The organism is Mesorhizobium sp. M0119, from assembly GCF_040322615.1.
GTDB lineage: Bacteria > Pseudomonadota > Alphaproteobacteria > Rhizobiales > Rhizobiaceae > Mesorhizobium.
Genome location: NZ_JAMYTU010000082.1, coordinates 1 through 6,698 on the forward strand (window position 1 = coordinate 1; position 6,698 = coordinate 6,698).

Genomic DNA, 6,698 nt, shown 5'->3' on the forward strand with positions numbered 1-6,698 from the left:
GCGCTGAGGGCAGGACGAAGTCTATTTGCCTTAACGGCATGCGGAATATATTCCTATTTTGCGGGATGCCGCACCCTCGCCGACACGAAGCCGTTTCCGAATATCACCTCGCCAAAATTGAACGATAGGCGTGGCTTCTGACGGTAGAACTCCGCGACGCGCAGTTGTCGCTCAAGCCATTTGGCGAGCATTGGGAAGCGATCGACCATCTGCATCGGGACATAAAGCGGGCGCTCAATCTGCTTAACAATAGGCCGGCGGACTACGAAGAACCACATTTCGCGCCTATGTCGCGAGGGTGAAGAACTAGCCTGTCAGTTTAGTGAAGTCGTGGCGCCGCGCGCGAACATGTGCCAGCAAATTCGTTTCGTTTACGACCCCTGATTGAAAGAGATTCAGCGTGGTCGAGGCCAGAATCTGACCGTCTATCGGGGTGCTGTACCATTTGGCGTCGGCGGTTACCTGGTCGACAACCCGCTGGCAGATCGCCCGATCTTTAGGTCTAAGGAACTGACTTTTCGGTGCTCGTAGCATCTCGACGCCTTGAAACGGGGAGTCACTGTCTCCCGCGCGATACCCATGCGTGGTCTCCGAGCATGGACCCTAAACGCATTCAGACGGAAAATTGCCATTCGTTTGAGTGGTACCGATGTCGCGTGGATAAGTGGCGGTCCGCGAGCTAATCCACCATGTCGCGCAGCGGCTTCTTGCGCTTTGGCGTCCTGTACTTCTCGACCAGCCTGACCTTGTCGATGTCGATCGTCACCAGTGGTCCCAGATCGACGGTCACCCTGCCGCCTTCCTCGTCTACGCGCGTGATCTCTCCGGTAAGCTCGATCTGCTGCCCCTTCTTCACCTTGGTATGATCGATGATCGAATGCGGAAAGCTATAGCTCGGAATCGAGACGTTTACGCAGTGCTGAATGACCCGTTTGCGAAGGCGGCCGGGATCGCCACCTCGTCACGAATGGAAATTCCGCGCGCCGTTCCATGAGTCTGGTGCGCTCGGTGCCTTACTCAAGATATTGCTAATTATGGATGAGCCTGCTTCCTCCAATCGATGGATGAAGCCGATCGTGGGCCGGTGCTATTTTGATGCATCGCGCGACTTACCCGACAAGAGCTGGCTCCAGGGGCAAAATATGAGCAAGACGACTCTCATTGCTATCGCAATCCTCGCGATCAGTGTCGGCTGTGCCGAAGCCAAGGACCGTAAGGTCGAAACCGCGACGCTCGGCACGTACGCCAATTCGAAGAACCTGCCGGTTTGTACCGCGTCAAGCTCACCCTTCGAAGTCCTCGGTGATGAATGTTTTCTCGTCACAGGTTCGATGATCTATGGCGACATCGCCGAACTCTCCCGGACAATCACTTTGAGTTGGTAGCCGAGGCAACAACCTCGCAGCGCATTCTCCGGTATGAAGCTGCGTCGCAGGGGCTGCCTTCGCCCAGATATCGACCCAGTCTTCGCGCGTCGCCAATACCGGCGCAATCCCCAGTCACCACGGGCCTCTCCAAAATTCTTATGCCGTCCGCACCTGCGGTCGAGCGTGTCGCGCCAACACAGCAGCGCCTCTGCATCGTTTGGGCAACCCAACGCATAGCTTCCGGTCCGGAAACTCGCTTACGCGTCTCATCGTCCATTCGGCAGCGGAAAATTAGGCCGATTTGGCAGTGCTCAGAATCGCGTAGCTGTCCTGCGATCCGCTCGGAGAGGATGGCGAGTGGTTGCGGCAACTGCGCCTCAAGCTGGCTGGCGACCGCCGTCTGCAGCGCGCTGCTGCGGAGCAGCGCTGACGCTGCGTTCGTCCGGACCGTCGCAAGACCGCTTGATTGTATCCGGCCTGGAGACAGACAAACGCCGGCGCAATCTCACCCTGAAACCAAAAGACAATATCGATGACCTCCAACAGCTATGCTCCCAAGGGTTCAAGCGCCTGCAAACATTCACCATGCCAATTTCGCCCGCTTCGATAATGACGGCGCCATCAATTTCATGGCGCAAGCCGCTTCATGAACCGGCTAGAAGACCCCACCCCAAAAGCCGCTGATCGATTTGAGCCGCAGTAACGAAGTCTAACCGGGTTCCCAGTACAAGAAGCTCAAACCGCGCAAGACCGCTGATCGATACGGCCACGATCTTCAACGGTCTTGCCCAATGGAAGCCGCCCCAATGGAAATCGCCACGAACGGCCATACGACTAGCCATCTGATGACGTCACGGCGCTATGCGCCTCTCTTCTGGACGCAGTTCCTTTCCGCCTTCAACGACAATTCCTCAAGAACACGCTGGTGTTCCTTATTCTGTTCACCCTGGCGGCGGACAAGCACTTGCATGGCGGATTGAAGCGTCGTCATGCGTATCCTAGTCCCTTCATGCGCTGATAGGGTCCGCTCCCACTGCTCGCACAATGGCGTGTCCACAGCCGGTATCAGGGCTGTTAGTGATCTTCACACGCGCACCAATGCGCCTTGTGGCAGTTCTTCTCCCTCGAGATGCAGCTATCGCCGCACGCCTTGCCGGCGGAGCACGTCTTGCAGCAGCCCTCGACCGGGATTGTCGACCAGGGTATTGCGGATCCGGGCGCATGACGATCGGCGCCGTCAGCATCAGAATGCCGGCAATCGCCGCAGCGGCGACGAGTCGAAACATGGTTGCCCCCTCCCAAGGAAGGAGGATCAGAGCATTTGTGATGGCTCAAGTCGAGGGAGGTGCAAACGTGATGAAATGCAAGGTTTTCGCCCACTGCCTCACGGTGGAGGGCTCTCCTTTCATCGTGACATCCAGCCGTCCGGCCCGTTGTCTGAGCGCATTGTCTCGTTGAGTTGCCGAAGCCGCTCTTTTCTCGCCGCCTCGGCCGCGGTCCGTAGCGGGTGAAGGGAAAAGCCTCGAGCTTGGAGGCAGAGGGTCACCGCCTTATGCCAGCGAGGCCCTCGCCGGGTCCACATCTTGAGCTGCTCAAGGGCTTCCTTCGCATTGTTGCAGCCATGCCTGACACCGGTTTCAGTCTTCACGAACACCGGAGGGACGAACCAGATGGGCGCCATGATACCTCCTACTCAGGGGAGAGATACACGTTGGCCTCCTTGGCAGCCGCCTCAAAGGCTTCACGCACCTCTTGGGGGGAGGCGCTGCCCTGGAACGCATCGACGCAGGATTGGACCGCCTTGGTCCACTTCGGGCCCTTTGTGTCCCACCCCATGAGTTCCTCGGCGGCTCCCTCGACGTGGCTGACCCCATTGCGAATGCCCGGACGTTTCGTCTTCACGTAGACCGGGGGAGCGAACCAGAGGGGACCCATAAGGGGGAACTTAGAGCGCCAAGAGCCCGCTGACCAACCCCGCTTTAGCCGCAGCTAAGGAACGATGTAGGCCCTCGCGGGTTTAGAACTCGCAGCGGTCCTTCTTGGATGTGCAGCCGCTGTGGGGGTCCGTCGCCTTTCTCTCACGGGCGGCGGGCTCCTTTCGCGAAGGCGGTGTTGGTCTGAGAACCTTTACCGCAGTTCAAGTTAGCTGGTTGTCATTGGGGGGAGTAATGTCCCCTCCTCTTTTGCAGCGGCCAGGAATGCCTTCCGTGCCTCCTCAGGTTCCATCTCGTCGGCAATGCAGGCCATGCAAACGCGCACCGCGAGGTCCCACCAAGGGCCACGCTTGGTCCACTTCATCAGCTCCTCGCCGGCTGCCTCGGCGTTGTTGACGTTGCGGATGATCCCGGGACGCTCGGTCTTGACGGGGACCGGAGGGTTGAACCAGTGGCGAGCCATGAAGGGGCCTTAGGGCGGCTAGCGGGTTTCCTCTCTATGAACCGGCTCAGCGACGAGGACGGCTAACCATTTGTTAGGGATGGTCTGAGTCCGTGACGGGTGTTTCCAAACGTTCATCGACGTTTATCCGAGCGGTCGGTACGAAGCCGGTATGCATCATCTTCCGGTGGGTGTCGCCCTAGTCATTTCGCTTGTAGTCGGTCTAGCCATTGCGGCGATCGCCTCAAAGGACCATTCGGAAATCTGCGGCATCCGATGCTTATTCGTCCTCGGCGAGAGCGTTAATGTGAGGGCTGTCACGCCAAGGCCGGAATGTCGAGAATGAATGGCAGCACACGGTCGCCATTGCCAGGTCACGACAAGCGAAGTTGGCTGACAGCTACTCCTGGGCGTCGAAAGCCACGCAGAGGCCCATGGCAGTTGCTGCCTCGACGATTGCCTCGGTTAGTTCTTCGTCGGAGGCCACCAAATAAGGCGCAGTCTCCCGAGCTTCGCGTAGTGCCGCTTTGATCGAGACCGTGTCGCGACGGTCCGCCCTGTTGAGGAGTACAGTAATTGCTTGTTCTAGAAACGGACCGACCCTTCGCGCGACGCTCATCCAGCCCTCCCCAGGGACACGCCGAAGGGTGACTCTACTCCCTACCTGAGCGGCATCAAGGCCATGTACGAATTGTACAAATTGGTACGGCGCTGGGCCGCCACAGTCAGGAATGTTTGTAGAATTTCTGTGGTGGGGATCGGACACCGGCTCGCGAAGACCCCCATGTTCCTCCTCGATCCTATTGACGCGCCTCGAGCCGCCTTTCTCCCACAATCCCAGGTCGGTCTGTCCTGACGTACACCGCAGGGGAGAACCAATGGGGTGCTACGAGGCTATTCGCGAATGTCGAACGCAACGAACATGCCAAAGGCTGGGGCAAGGTCGACGATAAGCTCCACCAGCTCGCAGTCACTTTCCACCAGATGTGGCCCGTCTCGGCGCACCGCTGCGATAGTCTCTTTGACGGAGATGATTTGGCCGCGACGGGCTTGTAGGATCAGCTCGTGAACAAGGTGTTTGGCAGTCACTTTGTCGGGTCGGCAGTTCGTCCAAACGTTCATACAAGGCCTCCCACCTCAGCGAGAACCCAAGGGGAACATTCATGATCCTCTGTCGGGAAAAATCAAGAAGAATGTTTGATAGACTTCTGAGTGGGAATCAGGGGGACAAGCCACGAAGCGAGCCTCTATACTCTTTGACCTGACGCCCAGCCAGCCGGCTAGGGACCTTCTTCCGTCGGGCCCTGTTTGGCCCGATCAATAGCCGCAAGTAATGACTGTAGGGTGGGCGGCAGTTCTGGTTCGACCTCCAGATTTAAGAACGTTTGTACGTGATGACGATAGCCTTCGGAACGGATCAGTTTCCGAAACGCTCCGGAGACAGACTGATGGTCTGCTTTGTTGCTCGTTGTCATGTTCGGGAAGTCCGTCCCAATGAGCCGCAACTCGCCCGCAACGAATGGGTTCCATCAGGAGGTCGGAATATTTGGTAGAAATTTCTGAGCGGGAGACCGGATAACTGGCTCGCGCGAAGACCCCCCGTTGCTCGAGCGCATTACCTTCACCAACTACTTCTCGCGCGAGATTGCGTTGCCGGTCCGTCTCGACTTCGATGCCGATTTCCGAGACATGTTCGAGGTGCGCGGCACCACGCGTAGCCGTCGCGGTCGTGCCCCTGACGCGCTGATTGGTGAGGCAAGCGTCACATTTTGGTACGAAGGGCTTGATAATGTAGCGCGCCAGTCGGTCATTGCGGAGCCGGATCAGGTGCATTCCAGTTACGCCGAGTTCCGCATTGTCGTGCCGAGCCGTGACCGCAGGATCCTCCATCTGGATGGTCGGTCACGGCGAAGAGATTCCGTCCAGTGACCGGTTTCGTGCCGCCGCTGCGCGAGCGCGATGTGCGATTCGCTCAAAGCGCCGGCAAGGCGCCACCGTTTTCAGTTCCGGACGCGTGTTCAATGACTGGCTGGCCCGCATACGTACCGACATCGCGCTCCTGACAACCGACCTCGAGACGGGACCATACCCGTATGCCGGCATTCCATGGTTCTCAACCGCCTTTGGTCGCGACGGAGTCATTTCCGCCTTGCAGATGCTCTGGCTCAATCCCGAGCTTGCCCGTGGCGTGCTGGCGTTTCTCGCCCGCTACCAATCGACCGAGACTTCCGTCTTCGGAGACGCGGAGCCAGGCAAGATCATGCACGAAATGCGCAAGGGCAAGATGGCCGTGCTTCGCGAGTTGCCGTTCGGCCGTTACTATGATGGCGTCGACACCACTCCGCTGCACATCTATCTGGCTTCGTCCTACGCCGACAGGACCGGAGATGAGGACTTTGTCGATCGCATTTGGGAATCACTGGGTGCTGCCACGGCTTGGATGGAAGAGGTCGGAGCCCGCAACGGGGAGGGGTTCGTTACCTACAGCAGGGCAGCGGATACGGGCCTCTTCAATCAGGGCTGGAAGGACAGTGCCGATGCGATCTTCCATACCGACGGCACTATTCCCAAGGGACCGATCGCCTTAGTCGAGCTGCAAGGTTACGTCTTCGCAGCATACCAACCGCGCTGAACGCTCGCACCTACCAAGCCGGACAGCGCTACTGGTCGCTGCATGTTGCACCGGAGCGGAAGAAGCTCGAACGCCGAGGCTTTACCCCAAGCCAGATCGACGCCGAGATCAGCCGCTATGCGACGGCGATCAGCCGCATCCTTCACTCTCAAAAGCAATATGGCTCAACACCGGATAGTGCCGCATGAGCGAGGGAGCGAGCATGTCCGTCCGCGAAGCGGAACGGAATGGGGGTGTGGGGGGGCCGGCCCCCCCGGGTCCGTGTTGTTGGGGCGCCCGCGCGCGGGGGGTTTGAGGGGGTGGGGGGCCTGGCCCAGGACCCG

General features: G+C 58.9%; 8 protein-coding genes and 1 pseudogene. 3 read left to right on the forward strand and 6 right to left on the reverse strand.

Translation table 11 applies throughout. The features are described 5' to 3' along the window. Nucleotides 1-53: 53 nt before the first annotated feature. Together NKJ40_RS31340 and NKJ40_RS31345 are read right to left on the reverse strand one after the other, a co-directional pair. Nucleotides 54-278: a hypothetical protein gene (locus tag NKJ40_RS31340; protein ID WP_023680684.1), complete on the reverse strand. Its 225-nt coding sequence runs from the start codon at nt 276-278 to the stop codon at nt 54-56. A 401-nt stretch (nt 279-679) separates the two neighbouring features. Beyond that, nucleotides 680-856, reverse strand: a complete 177-nt coding sequence (locus NKJ40_RS31345) for a hypothetical protein (RefSeq protein ID WP_023680685.1) — start codon at nt 854-856, stop codon at nt 680-682. A 67-nt stretch (nt 857-923) separates the two neighbouring features. Between NKJ40_RS31345 and NKJ40_RS31350 the strand changes: the two genes are divergently transcribed. Then, the gene (locus NKJ40_RS31350; RefSeq protein ID WP_352469333.1) at nt 924-1,385 is read left to right on the forward strand and encodes a hypothetical protein; all 462 of its coding nucleotides are present in this window, start codon (nt 924-926) and stop codon (nt 1,383-1,385) included. A 1,671-nt stretch (nt 1,386-3,056) separates the two neighbouring features. On the opposite strand, the gene NKJ40_RS31355 is transcribed toward NKJ40_RS31350, so the two are convergent. The 4 genes from NKJ40_RS31355 to NKJ40_RS31370 all read right to left on the reverse strand — a co-directional run bounded on the left by NKJ40_RS31355 (nt 3,057) and on the right by NKJ40_RS31370 (nt 4,865). Continuing rightward, nucleotides 3,057-3,302, reverse strand: a complete 246-nt coding sequence (locus NKJ40_RS31355; protein WP_352469334.1) for a DUF982 domain-containing protein — start codon at nt 3,300-3,302, stop codon at nt 3,057-3,059. A 207-nt stretch (nt 3,303-3,509) separates the two neighbouring features. Continuing rightward, entirely contained in the window at nt 3,510-3,764 is a 255-nt protein-coding gene (locus tag NKJ40_RS31360) for a DUF982 domain-containing protein (protein WP_352469335.1), read from the reverse strand. A 379-nt stretch (nt 3,765-4,143) separates the two neighbouring features. Next, the gene (locus NKJ40_RS31365) at nt 4,144-4,362 is read right to left on the reverse strand and encodes a hypothetical protein (protein WP_352469336.1); all 219 of its coding nucleotides are present in this window, start codon (nt 4,360-4,362) and stop codon (nt 4,144-4,146) included. Between the two features lie 275 nt (nt 4,363-4,637). After that, complete coding sequence (locus tag NKJ40_RS31370; protein WP_352469337.1) at nt 4,638-4,865, reverse strand: hypothetical protein; 228 nt, start codon at nt 4,863-4,865, stop codon at nt 4,638-4,640. Nucleotides 4,866-5,345: 480 nt separating this feature from the next. Here NKJ40_RS31370 and NKJ40_RS31380 point away from each other — a divergent pair. Further along, a pseudogene (locus NKJ40_RS31380) lies at nt 5,346-6,366 on the forward strand (glycogen debranching N-terminal domain-containing protein); the annotation flags it as partial. A gap of 47 nt (nt 6,367-6,413) precedes the next feature. Beyond that, a complete protein-coding gene (locus NKJ40_RS31385; RefSeq protein WP_352469339.1) occupies nt 6,414-6,563 on the forward strand; it encodes a hypothetical protein in 150 nt (49 codons plus the stop codon). The last annotated feature ends 135 nt before the right edge of the window (nt 6,564-6,698 follow it).